The sequence below is a fragment of the Leyella stercorea genome (assembly GCF_019052365.1).
In the GTDB taxonomy this organism is placed as follows: domain Bacteria; phylum Bacteroidota; class Bacteroidia; order Bacteroidales; family Bacteroidaceae; genus Prevotella.
In genome coordinates this window covers 1-19,491 of sequence record NZ_JAHQUY010000057.1, presented here as the reverse complement: position 1 = coordinate 19,491, position 19,491 = coordinate 1, and the positions used below count along the sequence as shown (strand labels likewise).

Annotated in this window: 14 protein-coding genes; 7 read left to right on the top strand and 7 right to left on the bottom strand. The window is 53.0% G+C overall.

Annotated features, from left to right (window positions below):
• Positions 1-377 precede the first annotated feature (377 nt).
• From KTQ90_RS09955 to KTQ90_RS09935, 5 genes are all read right to left on the bottom strand, one after another.
• Positions 378-1,334 (bottom strand): DNA/RNA non-specific endonuclease, encoded by a 957-nt coding sequence (locus tag KTQ90_RS09955; protein WP_217318293.1) that lies wholly within the window; start codon positions 1,332-1,334, stop codon positions 378-380.
• 158 nt (positions 1,335-1,492) lie between these two features.
• Entirely contained in the window at positions 1,493-1,744 is a 252-nt protein-coding gene (locus tag KTQ90_RS09950; RefSeq protein ID WP_007898314.1) for a type B 50S ribosomal protein L31, read from the bottom strand.
• A 181-nt stretch (positions 1,745-1,925) separates the two neighbouring features.
• Entirely contained in the window at positions 1,926-3,332 is a 1,407-nt protein-coding gene (locus tag KTQ90_RS09945; RefSeq protein WP_217318292.1) for a DUF6359 domain-containing protein, read from the bottom strand.
• An 80-nt stretch (positions 3,333-3,412) separates the two neighbouring features.
• The gene (locus KTQ90_RS09940; protein ID WP_217318291.1) at positions 3,413-4,339 is read right to left on the bottom strand and encodes a DUF5689 domain-containing protein; all 927 of its coding nucleotides are present in this window, start codon (positions 4,337-4,339) and stop codon (positions 3,413-3,415) included.
• A 14-nt stretch (positions 4,340-4,353) separates the two neighbouring features.
• The gene (locus KTQ90_RS09935) at positions 4,354-6,945 is read right to left on the bottom strand and encodes a TonB-dependent receptor (RefSeq protein WP_217318290.1); all 2,592 of its coding nucleotides are present in this window, start codon (positions 6,943-6,945) and stop codon (positions 4,354-4,356) included.
• Between the two features lie 356 nt (positions 6,946-7,301).
• On the opposite strand from KTQ90_RS09935, the gene KTQ90_RS09930 reads away from it, so the two are divergent.
• From KTQ90_RS09930 to udk, 3 genes are read left to right on the top strand one after another with little or no spacing between them, the layout of a single operon-like run.
• Positions 7,302-8,348 carry an endonuclease/exonuclease/phosphatase family protein gene (locus tag KTQ90_RS09930; protein WP_217318289.1) on the top strand — a complete coding sequence of 349 codons (1,047 nt, stop codon included), beginning with the start codon at positions 7,302-7,304 and terminating at the stop codon, positions 8,346-8,348.
• Positions 8,348-8,923: a uracil-DNA glycosylase family protein gene (locus tag KTQ90_RS09925; RefSeq protein ID WP_217318288.1), complete on the top strand. Its 576-nt coding sequence runs from the start codon at positions 8,348-8,350 to the stop codon at positions 8,921-8,923. Before KTQ90_RS09930 ends, KTQ90_RS09925 begins: the two co-directional genes overlap by 1 nt.
• 10 nt (positions 8,924-8,933) lie before the next feature.
• Positions 8,934-9,566: a uridine kinase gene (gene udk / locus KTQ90_RS09920; RefSeq protein ID WP_022158283.1), complete on the top strand. Its 633-nt coding sequence runs from the start codon at positions 8,934-8,936 to the stop codon at positions 9,564-9,566.
• Positions 9,567-9,917: 351 nt separating this feature from the next.
• Here udk and KTQ90_RS09915 read toward each other — a convergent pair whose 3' ends face one another.
• Positions 9,918-11,753: a DNA polymerase III subunit gamma/tau gene (locus KTQ90_RS09915; protein WP_217318287.1), complete on the bottom strand. Its 1,836-nt coding sequence runs from the start codon at positions 11,751-11,753 to the stop codon at positions 9,918-9,920.
• 137 nt (positions 11,754-11,890) lie between these two features.
• Between KTQ90_RS09915 and KTQ90_RS09910 the strand changes: the two genes are divergently transcribed.
• From KTQ90_RS09910 to KTQ90_RS09900, 3 genes are all read left to right on the top strand, one after another.
• Positions 11,891-14,614 carry a DNA gyrase/topoisomerase IV subunit A gene (locus tag KTQ90_RS09910; RefSeq protein WP_217318286.1) on the top strand — a complete coding sequence of 908 codons (2,724 nt, stop codon included), beginning with the start codon at positions 11,891-11,893 and terminating at the stop codon, positions 14,612-14,614.
• 268 nt (positions 14,615-14,882) lie between these two features.
• Positions 14,883-15,716, top strand: a complete 834-nt coding sequence (locus tag KTQ90_RS09905) for a DUF3316 domain-containing protein (protein ID WP_407936614.1) — start codon at positions 14,883-14,885, stop codon at positions 15,714-15,716.
• A 27-nt stretch (positions 15,717-15,743) separates the two neighbouring features.
• On the top strand, positions 15,744-16,760 hold the full coding sequence (locus tag KTQ90_RS09900) for a S41 family peptidase (protein WP_217318285.1): 1,017 nt from the start codon (positions 15,744-15,746) through the stop codon (positions 16,758-16,760).
• A 126-nt stretch (positions 16,761-16,886) separates the two neighbouring features.
• Here KTQ90_RS09900 and KTQ90_RS09895 read toward each other — a convergent pair whose 3' ends face one another.
• Complete coding sequence (locus KTQ90_RS09895) at positions 16,887-17,897, bottom strand: aspartate-semialdehyde dehydrogenase (RefSeq protein ID WP_217318284.1); 1,011 nt, start codon at positions 17,895-17,897, stop codon at positions 16,887-16,889.
• Between the two features lie 267 nt (positions 17,898-18,164).
• Here KTQ90_RS09895 and KTQ90_RS09890 point away from each other — a divergent pair, with 267 nt between their 5' ends.
• Positions 18,165-19,073 carry a helix-turn-helix domain-containing protein gene (locus tag KTQ90_RS09890; RefSeq protein WP_217318283.1) on the top strand — a complete coding sequence of 303 codons (909 nt, stop codon included), beginning with the start codon at positions 18,165-18,167 and terminating at the stop codon, positions 19,071-19,073.
• The last annotated feature ends 418 nt before the right edge of the window (positions 19,074-19,491 follow it).

The window sequence follows — 19,491 nt, the reverse complement described above, 5'->3', positions numbered from 1 at the left end:
AGCTTAAAATGAAAATAATGGTCAAAACATTTGGATTTTAACATAGAAAGCAGATTTACACAGATGCTGATTTGCGTTATTCTCCCACAGAACTCACAGATCTACACAGAACCTTTTGCTATAGGCATCTGTGTAAATCCGTGAAATCTGTGGGAGTTTTTCTCAGCAGAAAGTTCTGTGTATTCTGTGAAATCTGTGGGAGTTTTTCTCAGCAGAAAGCCCAGTGAATTCTGTGAATTCTGTGGGAGTTTTTCTCAGCAGAAAATTCTGTGTGTTCCGTGAAATCTGTGGGAGATTTCTCAGCAGAAAGTTCTGTGTATTCCGTGAATTCTGTGGGAGATTATCTCAGCAGAGTGAATTCTGTGGGAGGATACAGATTACAAGCCTGACCAGACACTCGGTTTGAACGTCTTCTCGACCTGCGCCTCCACATCATCAGGCAGATTGCAGAAGAAGTCGATGCCAGTGCGCTTCTCAAGCTCGCTGATAGAAATGGCGTGTGAACGTAACGTCTCGTTCATGCGCCACGCATTTGTCTGGTCGCTCCAGAACGCCATGCCCGCATATCCGAACGAACTCTTGCGCAGGATAGCCATGTAGAAATATTTCGGCACGATGAGCTTGCCCCCGATGCGCGTTATGATGTTAGCCTCGCTGTCGATTGTGCCACCCTTGCAAACGAAGATAGTATCCGTTGCCGAGAGCTTGTCAGCCCACTTGCGCAGCTGGTTCTCCATACGCACCCACAAGCCATTATCACCTGTTTTCTTGTCGAAACCATTAAACTTATGATACTGCGGTTGCATATTCGTCATAACGAAAGTCTGTACGTTCATCTCCTTCGATGCAGTGCGGTCGCCGCTCGGACAGATGTGCCCACGGTCGTAGCCAGGGAAGTAAGTGTACTCGCCCCAATACTCGTTGCTATTGAGGTTCGTAGCATCGAAGAAGAAGGAGTCCGACTCACGCGAATACTTGCCCGAGTAGCCTTTGTGCATCTGATAGCACGTCCAGCGCTGCGAACGCTTGTCGCAGTCCCACTCCACAGAGAAGTTTACGCCGTCTTTATCGTAAGATGTAGATGTCATGCGATAGACAATAACCTTCTGCTTGCCGCCCTGCTTCAGAGCTGGGAACTCGGTGCGCTGTATCGCCTTGTTGTAGCCGTTGGCAGCCGACGGCACGTTAGCGTTCTTGTTCTTCTTGTCTACCTGTCCGCTCTGGCTGCCGTTGCCGCCCTCCTCGTCGTCTCCACAAGCGCTGAAAGTGAGCACAGAGAGCATCAGCACAGCCATCGCTGCATAGCGCAATGCGTATTTATAATATTGCTTCATCTGAATATATCTTTTAAAAAGCCTTTTTACTCTTTTACTTTTAAACAAAAAAGAGAGTGTGTTCCATACGTATATGCAACTACGAATGGAACACACCCTCAATATTCATATTCAAAAATAGAGCGTGTCTATCTGAAGTATATATCTCGTTCTTTTCCTTACTTGCGAACCTTTGCGTAGCGGTTCATGAACTTATCTACGCGACCTGCAGTATCGACAAGCTTGCTCTTACCTGTATAGAACGGGTGAGATGTGCTTGAGATTTCGACTTTTACTACTGGGTAAGTTTCGCCTTCAAACTCTACTGTCTCTGTAGCCTTGCATGTAGACTTTGTAAGGAACATATCGCCGTTGGACATATCCTTGAATACGACGGGGCGATAGTTTTCTGGATGAATTCCCTTCTTCATTTTGTTTAAATTGTTATAGTGTTAAATAAATAATTCGCTTTCAAACGCTTAGCGGATGCAAAGTTACGACTTTTTTATGAGACCCACAAATTTTTGAAAACAAAAATTCCAAACCGCTTCAATGTTTGAAACGGCTTGGAATATTAAAGAATCGTATTACTTACGATAGTAAATAAGCCTATTACTTAGCGTATGTGATTACGATCTTGTTTATACGCAACTGAACGCCACCGCCAGAAGCCTCTTTGAAGACGTTTGTATAAGTCATTGTCTTGCCGTCGATAACAACAGTAGCAGTCTCGTTGCCGACGCAATTGACATTCTTATTCTTGTCTACATCGCAGCTGAACACAACCTTAGCGATTGCCTTGTGACCCTCGAAAGTAATCATGTTGTTCTTGTAAACACGGATGTTAGAGTAGTTAGCACCTGTGTAATACTTCGGACCGTTCTTCTCGCCGTTTGCGTCGAAGACGATCTTTGTGCCGTCCTTAAGAGTGATGGTTGTAACCTCAGTACCATTCTCTGTATAGAAGTCGCCAGGAACCACCTCTACTGTTGTTGCACCAGCCTGAACGCTCGGGTTAGAGAGTGTGAGTGTTGTGCCGTTGATAGCGATATTGCCATTGCCTGCAGGCTTGTCCTCGCCACCAGTAGAACCGCCCTCTGTCTTGCCGTTTACAGACACAAGGTATGTAGTACCCTGAGCAGTCTCAGGAGTATTGCCGTAGTAGTTGGTGAGCTTGCCGTAAACCACAACCTCGTCGCCTTCAGCGATGTTAGGCTGACCCTCTGTCCACTTCTGGTTGCCGAGATAGAGCGAACGGAACACGAGGAACTGTCCGTCTGCCTTGCCGTCGTCAGAGATGTAGAAAGAAGCGTTGCCGAACTGTGCAGAGAAAGCCTCCTTCACAGATACTACCTTACCCTTGATGTAGTAGCCCTGCTCAGACACAGCGTTTGCAGCCAGCTTGCTTGCCTCAGCATTCGCAGCTACGCTGTTGAACGGATCGTTCTTTGTACCAGTGCCCTTCGGTGTGCCAGTAGCTCCTGTGTCGCCGCCAGCCTCTGTACCAGGCTTTGCACCGAACTCCTTGTCGCCGAGTTTAGCCCAAACAACCGACTTCAGACCGGTCTTGCCGAAGTAAGCCTCGATGTTACCGCAGAGAACCACCTCCTGCTTGTAGTTTGCAGGATTGTCCTTGAGGTTGATTGCGTTGCGAACATCACCTACAGGAAGCTGTACCGGCATTACGTTGTCAATAGAAGTCTCGTCAGCAGAAGCTGCGATGAGAACGTTGCTTGCAACCTCACAACCCTCGGCTGTGAACTTAGCCTCGTCGATAGCCTTGTCGGGAACGAAGCCTACGATGTAAGCCTTAACGAAGACATTGCTGCCAGTGGCGCCCGACTTCTTGATGTCCTCTATAGTGTAAGGATTTTCTGCGGTACCATTGCCTGTCATTTCGGTTGAACCGCCGCCGTTGCCGCCACCAGGAATTTCATAAGCCTCGGGAACGTCCTCACAGCTTGTGAATGTGAATGCCGTCATCGCTGCGACGAGCATTGAGAAAAATATCTTTTTCATATTCTTTTGTTTGTTTGCTTGTTGTATATTAATAATAATGTGGATAGCCTTGCTGCCAATAATACTATATCGCTAAGGCTTTATTTGTTCTTCTCCGGCTCGAGCACCTCGATATCAGACTGCGAGCGCAGAACGAGCTGCACGGTTGTGCCGTAAGACGACGTTGCGCTGGTCTTGTAGACGGTGAGAATACCGGTTACGTTGAGCTTACCCTTCGGCAATGTCTCTGCAGCGAACTTAGCGTAGCAGCTTGTGCGGATGCCTATCTGCTTCTTCTGGGCGGTGTAGCCCTTAAAGTAGCGTGTAACGCCATAGCCTGTAGAAGCACCTTCTGCCTCGGGAGCGAATGTAACCTTGCCGTCTGCGGTGTCGAACTCAACACCCTTCAGCGTTACGATTTGTCCTGAATACTTCATTGACACAGCCTCGTTGTTTAGAGTGCTGATTTCTGAAGTCTCGAACACATGAGGCACGACGAGCGAAGCGTCTGCCTTGCCGAGAATCTTGAAGCGAGTCTGCCATTCGGTGCGGCTGATGCGGCTCGGGTAAGTCTGGTTCTTCTTGAAGTCGGTGTACGGAACGCCAATCTGCGGCTGTGTACGGTAAGCACCGTAGTAGAGTCCGCCGAGGTCGATGAGCACTTCCTGACCGATAGGCAGCTGACCGCACATACCGCCCTGAGCAACGCTGATGACGATGCCGCCGGTAGCGTCCTCGAGCATAATCTGGTTGTAGATATTGCCAGAGATATCGTTGCCCGTTACGCGAGCCTTAATCTGCACACCGTCGGCGATGCGTACGGTGTCGTTCACCTTGTCCTTCAGCAGCGCACTGTACTTCAACTTCAAGTCGGCGATGTTAACGACGTTGGTCTCCTGAAGCTGGTTGTTGCCGAACGGTGCCACCTCGCCAGTAGGGTCTGTCCAGTCGTCATCCATACAAGATGTAGCCGAAAGACCTATAACAAGCGCGAAGAGCGCGAGTTTCAGATATTTTAAACTTTTCATCTTCTTTCTGTGATTTAGAATTTATAAGTAATGTTCAGCATACCGTTTGTACCGAAAGCGTAGAACTTGAACGGGTTCTTCTCGAACGAATATCCGCGCAGGTTAGCGCTCTGTGTGTATCCGCTTCGGCTCTGCTCGTAACCGCCAGTAACGATGTTGCGGTTGTTGAGGATGTTCTGCACCATGAGGTTGATTGACAACGAGCCGTGCTTGAGATATATGCTGCGACCGATTGAGCCGTCGAGCATGAATCCGCCGTGTCCCTTAGCCTGGTCGAGTGCACCGGGGATGATTTCGCCAGTCACGTCGTTGATGATAGGACGGTCGAGCGCCTTCATCACGTCGTTACGACGCTTGATGTTCTCGTCGAAACGGTAGTTGGGCGAGTACGACAGATAGATGCGGTCGTAGTAGTTGCAGTTGAGGTCGATGAACCAACCCTTCTGGTGGTAGCTTACGCCGAGGCTGAGCGCTGTGAGCGGTGTGCCGCTGTCGCGCATGCCCTTGTTGTGTATGTAGTCGTAGTTCTCGCCTTCCTGACCTGTGCCGTGCAGCGTAGCGCTTGTCGACTCCATGTAGCAGAGCTTAGAGTTGTTCGTAATCTTCGCCTCGCTGATTGTACCGATGAGCTTCACGTCGAGGAAGCTGGTGAGCTTAAACTTGGCGCCGAGCTCCGCACCGTAGTACGACTTGTTCATATCGGTCATCGACACGTAGATGAACGAGTTGGTATCGTCGTTATAGAAGTTCTGCCAGTCGGAAACGTTGGTCATGCGGCTGTAGTAGCCCTTGAGGTTGAGGTGGAGCCAAGAGTTCTCGTACATATAGCCGAGCTCTGTGCTGAAGATGCGTTCGTTCTTGAGACCCTGAACGAAGTCGTTGTTCACCTCCGGCGACATGAATGCCGCACGTGCCTCGGGAGCGCGGTGCTCGTAGCCTACGCCGAGTGTGAGCACGTTGCCGCGTCCAAGCGTGAGGTTAGAGCCGAACTTGAATCCGCCGTCAACGAACTCCGCTGTCTTGCTCTTGCCGAACGAGTTGTTAGCAGCCAGACCGTTGCGCATCTTGCCTTCGCGCTGCATAGATGTGTAGCCGAGTCGGGCAGCCACGGTATAGTTGAGCGGTCCGAAGTTCTCGGTGTACGATGTCCAGAGTTTTCCCTTGTTGATGAAGAGGTTGTAGTCGTAGCCGAAGCGGTCGCCTTCCTTCACTACAGCGTTAGGATGGTTGAGGTCGTACTGTGCCTCGGGCGAAGCTGCGGTGTACTTGTCAGAGATAATATAAGTGTTGATATTATGGAACTGAGAAGCGCCGAGCAGGTCCTCCATTGTCTGGTAGTGCATAGCCTTGTTTGTGGCAGCTATCACGCCTACGTTGAACTTCTTGTCCTTGTCAATCTGGTGGTTGAAGGTAGAAGCGAGCGAGAACATGAGGTTGTCGTTGTGCTTAGCCTGGATATAGTACATAGCGTCGCCGCCCTGAGCTGCTGTGTTCTTGTTAGCATAGTAGAGGCGGTCCCAGTTGATCTGTCGGTTAGCCTTCGATGCGCGCCAGTAGTCGTACGATGTCTTCCAGTCTTCGTAAGCCTGCTCTGTGCGATACGAGTCGTTGTTGCCGTACCATACGTCGTAGTAGCTCGACGGCAGATTCTTCCAGTAGTTAGGATGCGGGTTGTCGGCGTTGTTGTAGTTGAGCTTTGTGCTCTTGTACATAGAGTATTTGCCGAAGAACGACGTAGTGAGTTTCGAGTTCTCGTTGAAGTTCCAGTCCCATGTGAGGATGGCGCTCGGAGCGAAGTCGTTCACGACGCGCGAGTTGCGCTTCTTGCCGTTCTGGTAGCCCCAGTAGGGGTTGTAGTAGCGGTTGTTGGCGAGCCAGTAGACCTCGTCCGTTGCAGCACCCTGTGTAGAGCGCTCCGTCGGGTTGCCCCATGTAGAGAGCGAGAGGCTGTGGTTGCCCATCACCTTCTGCACGGCGAGGAAGTAAGAGAGCGAGTTGTAGAATGTGCCCTCTACGTATCCGTTGCGTGCCCAGCGGTAGCTCACGTTGCCGGTGAACGCCCATCCCTTCTCAGAGAGTCCGCTGCTGTACGAGTACATGCCGCGCAGGGTGTAGTTGCGGTTGGCGCCACTTACTGTCAAGCGGTGGCCTACGGGCATTGCCGACGGACGGAAGTTGTAGTTGTTCGATCCGCCCATGCCTGACATTGCGAAGTTGTTGCTTTCGAACGGAAGGGCGAACTCCTGGTTGCGTGTCATGTTGTTCAGACCGCCCACCTGAGAGTAACGGAACTGTCCGCTCTCCATATCGTTCAGCAGCAATCCGTTGAGATAAACTTCGTTGTACTTCTGATCGAATGCACGATAGCGGAAACGTGCCGGTGAGAACAGATAGCCCACCTGGCTGGCATAGATGTCGGTGTTAGAGTTGACGATGGTCACGTTCTGTGTCATGTCGTCGTCCTCACCGAGCTGTGCCTCTGTGAAAGTGAAGGCAGCCTCGCTCGCCGCTTCGCTGTGGAAGCCGATCGAGTCGGCTGCTGTCTGTGCGAATGCAGACGGAGCGCAGCACATTGCCAGCACTGCTAATTTAAGCTTCTTTTGCATGTAAGTGTTTATAATTATTTAATGAAATTTCGTTATATCGCTGCTGCTACATTTTCCCTACTTCAGCCAGCCGTGCAAAGGTCTCATCCTAACCACGGAAAGCTCGCAAGCATGCCGCATGCAGCAAAAGAAATAGATTGCAAAGTAACACATTTTTATTCAATTAAAGAAATGTTTCCCAACTTTATTTATATTAATATAGTGTTTCAATGCTGCAACACACAAAAAGGGCGTAACGTTTTGTATTTTAATGCAAAAAAAGCATGAAACAGGGTGCAATAATAAGGATTTACTGTAACTTTGCACTATATACTCATGTATTAAACGAAACAAGAATAAAAAAGCAAATAACTAAAATGAAAAAGAATCTTTTTATCCTCGCCTTGCTCCTCTGCATCACTCTCGGAGCATCGGCACAGAAAAAGTTTAACCTCTACGCCGTAGGCTTCTACAACCAGGAGAATCTCTTCGACACTTGCCACGACGAGGGCAAGCGCGACTACGACTTCCTGCCCAACGGCTCGTACAAGTGGAACGGACTGAAGTACACCCACAAGTTGCGCAACATGGCGCAGGCTATCGCCGACCTTGGCACCGACAAGCTGCCGGGCATCGGCTGCGCCATTGTAGGCATGTCGGAGGTGGAGAACTCGAAGGTGCTCGACGACCTCACAGCGCAGGCTCCGCTGAAGCAGCGCGGATATAAATATGTACACGTAGAGGGACCAGACCGCCGCGGCATCGACTGCGCCATGCTCTACAACCCGCGCTTCTTCACCGTGAAGAACGTGCGCCTCGTGCCCTACGTGCCCGAAGAGCCTAAGGACTCCAACTTCATCACACGCGGATTCCTCACCGTGAGCGGCACTCTCGCCGGCGAGCCGGTAGCCGTAATCGTGTGCCACTGGCCCAGCCGCTTCAGCACGTCCTACTATCGCGAGGTGGCAGGCAGACAGGTGCGCGCCGTGAAGGACTCGCTGCTGCGTGCCAACAAGAAGTGCAAGGTGTTCGTGATGGGCGATATGAACGACGACCCTACCAACAAGTCGATGACCGAGGCGCTCTCTTGCAAGCCTACCATCGAGAAGACGGGCAAGGACGACATGTACAACCCGTGGTATAATCTGCTCACAAAGCAGGGCAAGGGCACGCTCTTCTACAATGGCACATGGAACCTCTTCGACCAGATTGTGATGACGCCGAATCTGCTCAACGCCAACGGCTCTAAGGACTTCTCTACGCTGAAGTATTTCCAGCACCAGATTCACATACGCCCGTATCTCATACAGAGCGAGGGCAGATACAAGGGTGCGCCGAAGCGTACTACAGCAGGCGGCGTATGGCTCGACGGCTACTCTGACCACTTGCCGGTAGTAGTGTACCTGGTGAAGGAGCAGAAGTAATGAATACCGAGCGCCATCCGTTCACCCCATTCCTCCCCGACGGCTGCCGACTGCTCATGCTGGGCAGCTTTCCGCCGGGCGAGCAGCGCTGGTCGATGCGCTTCTACTACCCCAACTTCACCAACGACATGTGGCGCATCTTCGGACTGTGCTTCTTCAGCGACAAGCTCCACTTCGTCGACACCGAGCACAAGACGTTCCGACTCGACCTCATCGTCCCGTTCCTCAACGAGCATCGCATAGGCATGTACGACACGGCGACGGAGGTGCGCCGTCTGAAGAACACGGCGTCTGACAAAGACCTGGAGGTAGTGGAGCCGACAGACCTGAAGGCGATGGTCGACTCGCTGCCCGAGCTCACCGACATCGTCACCACGGGGCAGAAAGCCACAGACGTGCTCTGCTCCTGCTTCGACATAAAGACGCAGCCGAAGGTGGGCGAGAACGTGCAGTTCGCCTTCGCCGACCGCACGCTACGCCTCTGGCGCATGCCCAGCAGTTCGCGCGCCTACCCCATGAAACCCGAGCGCAAAGCCGAGTTCTACAGCAGAATGTTCAGCGCAATATATCAATAAGCATAAGATTATGACAAACGACAAGATTACGATAATCGGTATTGCCGGCGGCACTGGTTCCGGCAAGACAACGGTAGTGAAAAAGATAGTAGAGGCATTGCCGCCGCACCACGTGGCTGTAGTGCCGCTCGACTCGTACTATAACGACACGTCGCACATGACCGAAGAGGAGCGCCGTGCCATCAACTTCGACCATCCCGATGCCTTCGACTGGAAACTGCTCATAAAGCAGATTAACGATCTACGCGAGGGTCGCGCCATCGAGCAGCCTACGTACTCGTACCTGAAGTGCAACCGCGAGAAGGAGACCATACACGTAGAGCCGAAGCCGGTGATAATAGTGGAGGGCATCATGACGCTGCTCAACAAGCGCCTGCGCGACATGATGGACCTGCGCATCTTCGTCGACTGCGACCCCGACGAGCGCCTCATACGCAACATTCAGCGCGACACCATCGACCGCGGACGCACCGTCTCCATGGTTGTCGACCGCTATCTGAAGGTGCTCAAGCCGATGCACGAGCAGTTCATCGAACCTACAAAGCGCTTCGCTCATATTATCATACCCGAGGGTGGCGACAATCTGAAAGGCATCAACATGGTGTGCAAGTACATCGAAAGCATTGTGGAGAAGAGAGTGTAAACAGAACGGTCGTGTAAACTGAATCGGGTCACGGTTCTGTTTACACGACCTAAGCTTTTCTCACCGTTCGCGTCCGCCGTCCAATCGGATTCCGTACGCCGTCCAATCAGATTCCGTACGCCGCCCGATCAGATTCCGTTCGGGTGACGATGACTTTTCGTGAGGTTTTACTGCGAAGACATATAAAAAATAGAGAGTAAAGTCAAAACTATAGTATTTGGAAAATTGAATAGTTAACGATTCAAAGGTAGGAGGAGGGCGTGTCAAAACTCCCTCCTCCTACGCTTACTAAAAGCTCTTTTTACTTTTTTACTCTTTTACTTTTTTACTTTTAAAAGCCCTTTTTTACTTTTAAACAAGTTCCAGCCCTAACGACTCCACGAACGCCTTCACTTCCTTCTGCTGCATCAGTTCGTCGTACACCTCTTTCTTTGTCTTTCGGCGACTTATCTCCTCAGCCTCGGCAAGGCGTAGCGATAGAGTGATGCCGCCGTTGTGCAGAGCCTTGGCGAGCGTAACGCGGATGCGACCCTTTATCTCGTTCACCTGGTCGAGCAGCATCTGGTTGTCTACCAGCACTTCGATATCGGGGAAGTTGGCTATGCGCGGCTGCATGTTCTTCATTCTGGAGGCGAGGCCCACCATCTTCTGCGGCATACGGTTGCACATCGAGAGCCATTGCAGCTCGAGGAGTTCCTGCGTGAACTGCTCGTTCTCGTCCTTGTTCGTCACCTCAGCCTCCTTCTTCGCAGCCACAGCCTCCTTGCGCTGAAGGCTTTGGAAGGTCATGCCGAGCGACGACAGCTTAAGGCGCGGACCGCCCGCTGCGGGTTTCGCTGCAGAAGAAGCCGTAGACGCCACAGAAGAAGCTGCAGAAGGCGCAGCTGCATTGGTTGATCCACCTGCCGCAGATGCTGCCGGAGCCTGCTGCTGGGCAGCAACGGTTTGGGCGACATCCGACTGAGCCGAAGCCACAGATGCCGCATTGCCCGGAGCAGCCACCTGCTGAGCCGCTTTCGTCCGGGTGAAATCAAGAAGTTTGAACAGGGTTTTCAGCTGTTTGGGGCTACGCCCCGCGCTGTCGGCATCCTCCGGCTGCGTGATCTGCGCCACCTGGATGAGCGTCAGCTCCACGAGCAGGCGCTTGTTGCTGCTTTGTCGGTAGCTCAGGTCGCACTGGTTCATCAGTTTCAGAGCCTTGTAGAGGAACTGTGTCGGGCACGCCTTAGCCTGCGCGCTGTACTTGGCGCGCTGCTGCTCGCTAACCTCGAGCAACTTCAGCGTCTGCTCGTCCTTAGCCATGAGCACGTTGCGCACGTGCGAGGCGAGTCCGTTGATGAGGTTGCCGCCGTCGAAGCCCTTTTCTATAATCGAGTTCAGGAGCACCATGCACTCGCTCACCTTGTTCGCCAATGCGTAGTCGACGAACTTGAAGTAGTTGTCGGCGTCCAGCTCGTTGAGGTCTTCTATCACCTTTTCGTACGTGATGTTGCCCTGGCAGAAGCTCGCCGTCTGGTCGAAGATGGAGAGCGCGTCGCGCATTCCGCCGTCGGCTTTCTCGGCTATGAGCGCCAGAGCCTCCTCCTCGTACGTGATGCCTTCCTTCTCAGCCACATGCTTCAGGTGGTTGATGGTGTTCTCTACGGTCATTCGCTCGAAGTCGTATATCTGACAACGCGAGAGAATGGTAGGCAGAATCTTGTGCTTCTCGGTGGTGGCGAGTATGAACACCACGTGAGCCGGCGGCTCCTCGAGCGTCTTCAGAAAGGCGTTGAAGGCAGCCTGCGAGAGCATGTGCACCTCGTCGATGATGAACACCTTGTACTTGCCCACCTGCGGCGGTATGCGTGTCTGCTCCATGAGCGACTTGATGTGCTCTACGGAGTTGTTGCTGGCTGCGTCGAGCTCGAAGATGTTGTACGAGCGGCCCTCCGCAAACGCCTTGCAGCTCTCGCACTCGCCGCATGCCTCGCCATCTGCCGTGGGGTTCATGCAGTTGATTGCCTTGGCGAAGATGCGCGCACACGTCGTCTTGCCCACTCCGCGCGGACCGCAGAACAGGTAGGCGTGCGCCAGCTTGCCACTCTTCACGGCGTTCTTCAGCGTAGCGGTGAGAGCAGCCTGCCCCACCACCGAGTCGAACGTCATCGGGCGGTATTTACGCGCCGATACTATATATTCTCCCATTTGAATGTTTATGTTTAATGCTACTTTACAAAGTTACAACTATTATTCTGAATAACACGGCTTGATTTTAGAAAAAATTTTGTACTTTTGCCTGTAAGCATTAAAATACACATTAATTATATATACTCACATCATATATGGACGACGAGATAAAAGACACGATGCCGAGCGAACATACCGACTACAAGCCTGTTAACCGCTTCGACGCATCTGCCGTACACCACCTTAGCGGAATGTATCAGAACTGGTTCCTCGACTACGCATCCTACGTAATCCTGGAACGCGCTGTGCCTCATATCGAGGACGGCTTGAAGCCTGTGCAGCGACGCATACTCCACTCGATGAAGCGCATGGACGACGGACGCTTCAACAAGGTGGCGAACATCGTCGGACACACTATGCAGTTCCACCCGCACGGCGACGCTTCCATCGGCGACGCTCTCGTGCAGATGGGACAGAAAGACTTGCTCGTCGACTGCCAGGGCAACTGGGGTAACATCCTCACGGGCGACCGTGCGGCGGCGCCGCGTTACATCGAGGCGCGACTCTCCAAGTTTGCGCTCGACGTGGTGTTCAACCCTAAGACTACCGACTGGCAGCTCTCTTACGACGGACGCAACAAGGAGCCTATCACGCTGCCGGCGAAGTTCCCGTTGCTGCTGGCGCAGGGCGCTGAGGGCATCGCCGTGGGTCTCAGCTCGAAGATTCTGCCGCACAACCTTGTGGAGATCTGCGACGCTGCCATCGCATATCTGCGCGGCGAGGAGTTCCACCTCTACCCCGACTTCCCTACGGGCGGTTCGATAGACGTTGCAAAGTACAACGACGGACAGCGCGGAGGCTCGGTGAAGGTGCGCGCAAAGATAGAGAAGCTCGACCCGAAGACTATCGTCATTCGCGAGATTCCGTTCTCGAAGACTACGTCTACGCTCATCGACTCCATTCTGCGTGCCATCGAGAAGGGCAAGATAAAGGCTAAGAAGGTGGACGACAACACGGCTGCCGAGGTGGAGATTCAGGTTCACTTGGCGCCGGGCGTGTCGTCCGACAAGACTATCGACGCGCTCTACGCCTTCTCCGACTGCGAGATAAACATCTCGCCCAACTGCTGTGTCATCGAAAACAACAAGCCGTGCTTCCTCACCGTGAGCGACGTGCTGCGCCACTCTACCGACTCTACTATGGGCCTCTTGCGCCGCGAGCTGCAGATACGCAAGGCTGAGCTTGAGGAGCAACTCTTCTTCTCGTCGTTGGAACGCATCTTCATCGAGGAGCGCATCTACAAGGAGAAGAAGTTCGAGCAGGCTAAGTCGCAGGACGAGGTGGTCGACTTCATCGACTCTAAGCTCGAACCGTTCAAGACGCAGGTGTTCCGCGTGCAGAACTTCGAGTATTCGTTCCACCGCGACATTACGCGCGACGACATTCTGCGACTGCTCGAGATAAAGATGCAGCGCATCCTGAAATACAACAAAGACAAGGCCGACGAACTGATAGCACGCATAAAGGCAGAGCTGGCGGAAATAGAGTACGACCTGGAGCACATGACCGAGGTGACTATCCATTGGTTCGAGTTCCTGCGCGAGAAGTACGGCAAGGACCACCCACGCCGCACCGAGATTCGCAACTTCGACACTATCGAGGCATCGAAGGTTGTGGAGGCTAACCAAAAGCTCTACATCAACCGCGCCGAGGGATTCATCGGCACGGGTCTGAAGAAGGACGAGTTCGTGTGCAACTGCTCAGACATCGACGACATCATCGTATTCTTCAAGGACGGCAAGTACAAGATGGTGCATGCCGCCGACAAGATATTCGTCGGAAAGAACATTCTGCACGTGCAGGTGTTCAAGAAGAACGACAAGCGCACCATATACAACGTGGTTTACCGCGACGGAAAGGGCGGTGCTTCTTACATAAAGCGATTCTTCGTGCCTACGATGACGGCGGGTCGCGAATACGACTGCACGCAGGGCACACCAGGCTCGCGCATCCTCTACTTCACAGCCAACCCCAACGGCGAGGCGGAGGTGATAAAGGTGACGCTGGAGGCTAACCCGCGCCTGAGAAACATCTTCATCGAAAAGGACTTCTCGGAGGTGGGCATCAAGGGACGCACATCGAAGGGCAACCTCGTGACGCGCAACCCTATTCACCGCATCGGTCTGAAGAGCCACGGTCACTCTACGCTGGGCGGAAGAAAGGTGTGGTACGACCCCGACGTGAACCGCTTGAACTACGACGAGCACGGACGCTTGCTGGGCGAGTTCTTCGACGAGGACTCGATACTTGTGGTGCTCGACGACGGCAACTTCTACATCTCTACGTTCGACGCCAACAACCACTACGAGGACAACATAAAGATTATAGAGAAGTGGGACCCGGACAAGGTGTGGACGGCTGTGCTGTTCGACGCCGACAACGGCGACTGTCTCTACCTGAAGCGCTTCCGCATGGAGGCTACTAAGCGCTGGCAGAACTACATCGGCGAGAACCCGAAGAGCAAGCTGGTGATGCTCACCGACACGCCGTTCCCGCGCTTCGAGGTGAGCCTTGCGCCCACAACAGCGCCCGACGGAACGGAGATGCAGCGCCCGCCGCTGGAGATAGACGCCGAGGAGTTCATCGCCGTGAAGGGCTTCAAGGCGAAGGGCAAGCGCGTCACTACGTTCGACGTGCTCGACGTGAAGGAACAGGAGCCTACACGCTTCCCCGAACCCGAAAAGGAGGAGGACGAAGACGCTGAGAGCAATGACAACGACGACACGAACCTCGACCCCGATGCGGGCAAGAGCCAGCAGCAGGTGATAGACGAAATGACTGGTCAACTAAATCTTTTCACCGAGAATGAGGATCTTTAGTCTATTAGTCGCCATACTATGGTGTATCTCAGGGGATGCTGTTGCAGGGGGTGCTGTTGTCTCAACTGCACCAACAAGCAACACTCAAGGTGATACTATTTTAGGGGGTGCAGTTGTCTCAACTGCACCAACAAACAACACTCAAGGGGATGCTATTTTAGGGGGTGCAGTTGTCTCAACTGCACCAATCAACAACACTCAAGGGGATGCTATCTCAGGGGGTGCAGTTGTCTCAACTGCACCAGATTACCCGGATACAGATAGGTCGGTGCAGTTGAGACAACTGCACCCCCTACAACTGCACCCCCTACAACTGCGCCCCCTACAACAGCAGCCCCTACAACAGCAGCCTCAGAAACATCACCCCATAAGAGAGAACGCTCTTATGCTGGGCGTTGGCTACACCAATATTCTCGACACTTATCTCTCGCCCGAGAAATATCGCGGCACGGATGTGCGCTTCATCTCGCACACACGCCGCGAGAACGACTCTGCCCGCTTCGTGCACCAGTTGCTGCACGAGGGCAACATCGCCTTTGCCGACAACCGCTCGGGCAACGGCGGTGAGATTGCGGGCGGATATACGTTCGGCTACTCGCTGCTGCGCAAGTGGCAAATGCCCGTGGGCAGTTGCGGCTTGCGCCTTCTTGCTGGCGGCACAGCCGAGCTGAGCGCAGGTTTTCTTTACAACACACGCGGAAGCAACAATCCTGCACAGGCGCGCTTCGCCCTGCAGCTGAAACCTACCATTGCTGCCGACTTCGACTTCCGACTTTTCAAGCGCCAGAAGCGTCCGTTCACGCTGCACTACGAGGCGTCGGCGCCGCTCTGCGGACTGATGTTCTCGCCCAACTACGGACAATCTTACTACGAGATATTCTCACGCGGCAACTACGACCACAACTGCGTGCCTACAACCGTGGCGTCTACGCCCTCGCTGCGCCAGATGCTCACGCTCGACTTCCGCGCGCTGCACACTACATGGCGCATCGGATACCTCGGCGACTGGCGTCAGGCGAACGTAAACAACCTCAAGCAGCACACGTATACGCATGCGCTGGTCATCGGCATCGTGAGAAGGTTCCGCACCGTGAAGCTATAGTCGCACCCCCTTTTAATACAAAGAAACATGAAAAGAATAATACAGATAATGTTTGCAGCGCTGCTGTTCCTCACAACGGCGTGCGTCGACGAGACGGAGTATGCCGACAATGCACGCGGCAACTTCGAGGCTCTCTGGCGTGCCATCGACGAGCACTACTGCTTCTTCGACTACAAGCGCGAGCAGTACGGACTCGACTGGAATGAGGTGCACGCTCGCTACAGCCGGCAGGTCACGAACGACATGACCGAGGCGCAGCTGTTCGAGGTGCTGGGCAACATGCTGGGCGAACTGCGCGACGGACACGTGAACATGTACTCGGCGTGGGACGTGGCGCGCAACTGGTCGTGGCACGAGGACTATCCGTCGAACGTGAGCGACACGTTGCTCTCGAAGTATCTCGGCACCGACTACCGCATCGCCGCCGGGCTGCGCTACCGCGTGCTCGACGACAACACGGGATATGTGCGCTGCACAACGTTCGCAAACGCGTTCGGCGAAGGCAATCTCGACAACGTGATGCTCTATCTGGCGCCATGCAACGGACTCATTATCGACATGCGCGACAATGGCGGCGGACTGCTCACGGCGGCTGAACAGCTGGCGGCGCGTTTCTGCAACGAGCGGTTGCTTGTGGGCTACATGCAGCACAAGACGGGCAAGGCGCACGACGCTTTCTCGAAGATGCAGGCGCAGTATCTGAAGCCGTCGAACGGCATAAGATGGCAGAAGCCGGTGGTGGTGCTCACGAACCGCGCGGTGTATAGTGCGGCTAACGAGTTCGTGAAGTACATGCGCTGCTGCCCCAACGTCTCCGTCGTGGGCGACCGCACGGGCGGCGGCGCCGGAATGCCCTTCTCTACCGAGTTGCCCGTGGGCTGGAGCGTGCGTTTCTCGGCGTGCCCGATGTACGACAAGCAGAAGCAACCTACCGAGTTCGGCATCGATCCCGACTATAACGTGGCGCTTAAGACGGAGGATTGGCTGCGCGGCGAGGATACAATAATTGAGTTTGCACGCAGACTGCTGAAAGAAGCGCGATAAAAGAACACATTATAATATTGCTTAATATAAAAAAAACGAACACGAATAGCACAAATTTCACGAATGTATAAACCTTCGATTCGTGAAATTTGTGCTATTCGTGTTCGTTTTTTATCCTATTAGTGTCTACTTCAGATCGCCAACCTTATACAGGTACTCTGCAATCTGCACGGCGTTGAGCGCAGCACCCTTGCGAATCTGGTCGCCCGAGAGCCAGAAAGTAAGACCGCAGTCGTCAGCCAGGTCCTTGCGCACGCGACCTACGAAGACGTCGTCCTTGCCAGCTGTCTCAAGCGGCATCGGATAGACGAGGTTCTGCGGGTCGTCCTTCAGCGTGCAGCCCGGAGCGGCAGCGATAGCCTTCTGAGCCTCCTCAACGCTGATGGGGCGCTCGGTCTCAATCCATACCGACTCAGAGTGAGAGCGGAGCGAGCTGACGCGCACGCACATTGCCGAGCAGCGCACGTCGCTGTGCATAATCTTGCGAGTCTCGTTGAACATCTTCATCTCCTCCTTGGTGTATCCGTTGTCGGTGAAGACGTCTATCTGCGGGATGACGTTGTAAGCCAGCTGGTGCGGGAATCTCTCCACCTTCACCGGCTCGTTGTTCACCAGCTCGCGATACTGCTCCTTGAGCTCTGCCATGGCAGCAGCGCCTGCGCCCGAAGCGCTCTGGTAGCTGGCGATGTGTATACGCTTGATGTGGCTGAGCTGCTCGAGCGGCTTCAGCACTACAACCATCATGATAGTGGTGCAGTTAGGGTTGGCGATGATGCCGCGCGGACGGTTCAGGGCGTCCTCGGCGTTGCACTCGGGCACAACCAATGGCACGTCGTCGCACATGCGGAAAGCCGACGAGTTGTCGATCATCACGGCGCCGTACTTGGTGATGGTCTCGGCGAACTCCTTTGAGGTGCCGCCGCCAGCCGACGTGAACGCCACGTCGATGTCCTTGAAATCGTCGTTGTGCTGCAAGAGCTTCACCTCATACTCCTTACCTTTAAAGGTGTATTTCTTTCCGGCTGAACGCTCAGAACCAAACAACACCAGATTGTCAATGGGGAAATCTCTCTCGGCGAGGATGCGCAGGAACTCCTGTCCTACAGCGCCACTCGCACCAACAATAGCTACATTCATTTTCTCTTATATTTGTTTTTATTTGTTTTTATTTGCTTACTAATTGCCTAATCTTCGTGCAAAGTTACAACTTTTCTGTTATCTAAGGATAGTTTTTCCCCTTTTTCTGCGACATTGCGGTGCTCGGAAACGGTGCTCAGCATAATAAAAGAACAAAATCTGACTTAAAGAATATAAAATTGGAGAAACAGGATAATCAACATAAGGAAATTATGACTATCTTTGCGGCGAATAGCTTTGCGTAAGAAACTAAAACAATTAGACATAATGACTAACGAAACGACAACGACAGAACTCAAGATTGACATGGGGCTGATAGCCAACTACGGCAACGCCGACTATATTGATGGCGATGTGGTTGTGCTCGACGGCATCGACAAGGTGCTGCAGACGGACGGCACATACCGCTTCGAGATAATTATGATGGCCTACTGCACGAAGGGACGCATGCAGTACGAATCGAACGGAGAGACCTATACATCGAAGGCGGGCGACGTGGTTATATGCCTGCCGAGCACCACGTGGGAAAACGTGCTGGTGTCGCCCGACTACGAATCTAAGATTGTGGGCATATCGTACAAGACGGCACAGACAAGCGTGCAGATGAACAGCGACTTCCTTGCGCTGATGGGCTACATATCCAAGAATCCCGTAGTACACCTCAACGAGGAGCAACAGGACATATTCATGAAATACTACGCCATCATAGCGCACAAGATAAAGAACCCGAACGGCTTCTACCACCGCGAGATAATGCATTGTCTGCTGCAAAGCACTATCTACGAGCTCTTCGCCATCATCATGCCCTACGTAGAATACACCTTCGACGGCGGCAACCTGAAGCAGGCCAACCTGCTCTTCCAGCGCTTCATTGAGCTGCTGGCGGCTAACAACGGCAAGATGCAGCCTGTGAAGAAGTACGCGCAGGAGCTGTGCATCACGCCGAAATACCTCTCGAGCATCACGAAGCAGGTGACGGGTCGCACGGCGCTGGAGTGGATTCATAGCTACACGGTGAAGGCGATTGAGAAATATTTGCGCCGCTCCAACCTCTCTATCAAGGAAATCTCGGAGCTGCTCGGCTTCCCCAACCTCTCGTTCTTCGGCAAGTTCACGAAGAGCCACCTCGGCATGTCGCCAACGCAGTATCGCAAGGACCAGAGCATGAGGAAATAAATCTCTTTCTGATGATATGTTCTCCCACAGATTTCACACACAGAAGTTATGGTGCTTTCAAGGGGGTGCACTTGTCTCCGCTCGGCTTTGCCGCTTGCCAGAGCAAGAAGTGCACCAACACAACAAAATCTATATTCTCCCACAGAATTCAGAACACATTCTTGTTGGGATATTCTCCCACAGATTTCACAGATTTACACAGAACTTTTGCTGAGAAAACTCCCACAGATTTCACAGAACACACAGAACTTTCTTGCTGAGATATTCTCCCACAGATTTCACAGATTTACACAGAACTTTCTTACTGAGATATTCTCCCACAGATTTCACAGATTTACACAGAACTTTCTTGCTGGGAAAAATTCTGCTTTCTATGTTAAAATCCAAATGTTTTGACCATTATTTTCATTTTAAGCTG

Excerpts from the sequence above, each read along its gene's own strand:
- KTQ90_RS09955 (WP_217318293.1), bottom strand. The coding sequence starts at position 1,334 with ATGAAGCAATATTATAAATACGCATTGCGCTATGCAGCGATGGCTGTG.
- KTQ90_RS09950 (WP_007898314.1), bottom strand. The coding sequence starts at position 1,744 with ATGAAGAAGGGAATTCATCCAGAAAACTATCGCCCCGTCGTATTCAAG.
- KTQ90_RS09945 (WP_217318292.1), bottom strand. The coding sequence starts at position 3,332 with ATGAAAAAGATATTTTTCTCAATGCTCGTCGCAGCGATGACGGCATTC.
- KTQ90_RS09940 (WP_217318291.1), bottom strand. The coding sequence starts at position 4,339 with ATGAAAAGTTTAAAATATCTGAAACTCGCGCTCTTCGCGCTTGTTATA.
- KTQ90_RS09935 (WP_217318290.1), bottom strand. The coding sequence starts at position 6,945 with ATGCAAAAGAAGCTTAAATTAGCAGTGCTGGCAATGTGCTGCGCTCCG.
- KTQ90_RS09930 (WP_217318289.1), top strand. The coding sequence starts at position 7,302 with ATGAAAAAGAATCTTTTTATCCTCGCCTTGCTCCTCTGCATCACTCTC.
- KTQ90_RS09925 (WP_217318288.1), top strand. The coding sequence starts at position 8,348 with ATGAATACCGAGCGCCATCCGTTCACCCCATTCCTCCCCGACGGCTGC.
- udk (WP_022158283.1), top strand. The coding sequence starts at position 8,934 with ATGACAAACGACAAGATTACGATAATCGGTATTGCCGGCGGCACTGGT.
- KTQ90_RS09915 (WP_217318287.1), bottom strand. The coding sequence starts at position 11,753 with ATGGGAGAATATATAGTATCGGCGCGTAAATACCGCCCGATGACGTTC.
- KTQ90_RS09910 (WP_217318286.1), top strand. The coding sequence starts at position 11,891 with ATGGACGACGAGATAAAAGACACGATGCCGAGCGAACATACCGACTAC.
- KTQ90_RS09900 (WP_217318285.1), top strand. The coding sequence starts at position 15,744 with ATGAAAAGAATAATACAGATAATGTTTGCAGCGCTGCTGTTCCTCACA.
- KTQ90_RS09895 (WP_217318284.1), bottom strand. The coding sequence starts at position 17,897 with ATGAATGTAGCTATTGTTGGTGCGAGTGGCGCTGTAGGACAGGAGTTC.
- KTQ90_RS09890 (WP_217318283.1), top strand. The coding sequence starts at position 18,165 with ATGACTAACGAAACGACAACGACAGAACTCAAGATTGACATGGGGCTG.